Raw genomic sequence first — 2072 nt, 5'->3', positions numbered from 1 at the left:
TGGTGGATCAATTGGTCATGCTGGTCAACGGCATCAACGCCCGGCGGGACACCTCCACGACCCATCATAAGACTAAGCCCATAAAGCACTTAACCCAGCTGGATCAGGCTTATCATGACATTGCATCCTCCAGCGGTACCAAAAAAGAAACCGGATTTAAAAGCACCAAGACCGCCGCGGCCAGTCAATTGCCGCTTGGCGATCACGAATTCAAGGATTTTAACGGATAAGGCTCTCCCCCTTTTTCCTGATAAAGAACAAAGCGGCGTAAACACCCTGAGTCGTTTACGCCGTTTTGTGTTTTAGCTGACCGGGAAATTTCCCTCTTTTCTACTCGGTAACAATCCGTACATTTTATGAAAACGCCCGCACAAATCCGGGTTATCGGACATGCCGGTTTGTTTTAAAGATTTTTTGGCATTTGACTCAAATGTGCGATATTTCGCCATGGTTGAGCTAATTTAACACATCTTCTTCGAATGCGGATATTATTGGTTTCATTACCCTATTTTTTATTGGCACCATTTCGGTTTTGCGCAATTGGTTATAGGACGGACTTTAAGGCAAAAAATTATATTCGGTATTTTTCCCGAGCCAATCGGCATTATTACGGTTAGGACTCCCGTTATTTTCTCCGATAGGGTTTTTGACACCATGATAGACATAACCTGATGAGGAATCAAAAGCCTCGAAACCGAGCAACGGCTCAGCCGGTTCTTTTGTGAGGCGTTCGTCGAGCCAAACGAACGTAAGGTATTTTTTGAAGGAAATCGGGTATGTTTAACAAAATGAAACTGGGCACAAAGCTGATTCTGTCATTTCTGGGTGTAGCCATGATTACTCTGGCAATCGGATCCGTCGGGTATTACGGCTCGATTCAAAGCGAAAAAACCGTAAATGAACTGGGTGAATTGCGGATTCCTACATTAAGCAGCCTTCTGGGAATCAAGGAAATTGCAGAAAACATTCGCGGTACCATGCGAACACTGGGCATACCGGGGTTGCCCACAGATATCCGGACACGGCAATATGAGAATTTAGCCACGGCGCGAACCAACTACAGTGAGCTGTGGAAAATTTACGAAGCACTTCCTCACACGGATACGGAGAAAGAGATCTGGTCGAAATTTGCCGCAGAATGGAATGCCTGGAAAGGAGAAAACAACACCTATATTGAATTATGCAAAAAATTTGATGAAAATGGAGTGAGCAATCCTCAGGAGTTAAGCAAACAGCTTGAGACGTTTCGCGGGGATCATTATAAGGGATTTGAGCAGACCCTGCGTATGCTGCAGACTCAGGAGTTGTTTGATGGATGCGAAGATCATGTCAACTGTAATTTTGGTAAATGGATGAACACGTTCAGCACCACCAATCCCACACTCACTCAGTGCATCAAACAATGCGAAGTGCCGCATAAGCATTTTCATGAAGGTATCAAAAAAGCCAAAGACCTGGTGAAAGCCGGCAAAACTGCAGAGGCAAAGACTCTATATGATAACGAGATTGTGCCTGCTGCGGAAAGCACCTTCAATGCATTACGCGAGGTTCGTAAAATCGCAGACAACTCCATCGATATTCTAAATCAGGCTCAGCAGCAGCTTTTGGGGCCGATTACAGAACGCCAGCGTGCTGCAATCGGACACTTGAATCAACTGGTCCAGATCACCCGTGACGAAGCCGAAGAAGAAGTTCATAATTCCAAAGCACAGACCATCTTCCTGAAGACATTCAGTTTGATTTCCGCGATTGTCGGCGTGGTTGTAGCAATCGCCTTTGGCATATTCATTTCGCGTGCGATAACACGGCCCATCAATCGGATTATTGAAGAATTGCGAGAAGGCGCTGACCAGGTTGCTTCGGCTTCCACCCAGGTATCAGCGGCCTCGCAGTCGCTGGCCCAGGGGGCCACTGAGCAGGCCGCCGGCCTGGAAGAGACCTCCTCCAGCCTGGAAGAAATGTCCAGCATGACCAAACAGAACGCTGACAATGCCGTCCAGGCCAATACCCTGGCATCGGAGGCCAGGAAAGCAGCCACCAACGGCTCGGAGGCCATGACCCGGATGGATGAA

The 2072-nt window shown here is 47.4% G+C and carries 2 protein-coding genes; both read left to right on the top strand.

Translation table 11 applies throughout. The annotated features are described in order from the left end of the window. A partial coding sequence (locus tag ACQ9LF_RS13905) for a hypothetical protein (protein ID WP_462490023.1) occupies nt 1–230 on the top strand: 230 nt, incomplete at its 5' end. Between the two features lie 546 nt (nt 231–776). Further along, nucleotides 777–2072, top strand: a 1296-nt coding sequence (locus ACQ9LF_RS13900) for an MCP four helix bundle domain-containing protein (protein ID WP_462490022.1), incomplete at its 3' end; no start/stop codon positions are given.

This window comes from Anaeroglomus insulsum (assembly GCF_050689095.1).
GTDB lineage: Bacteria > Planctomycetota > Phycisphaerae > Sedimentisphaerales > Anaerohalosphaeraceae > Anaeroglomus > Anaeroglomus insulsum.
This window is presented reverse-complemented; position numbering and strand designations above follow the sequence as displayed.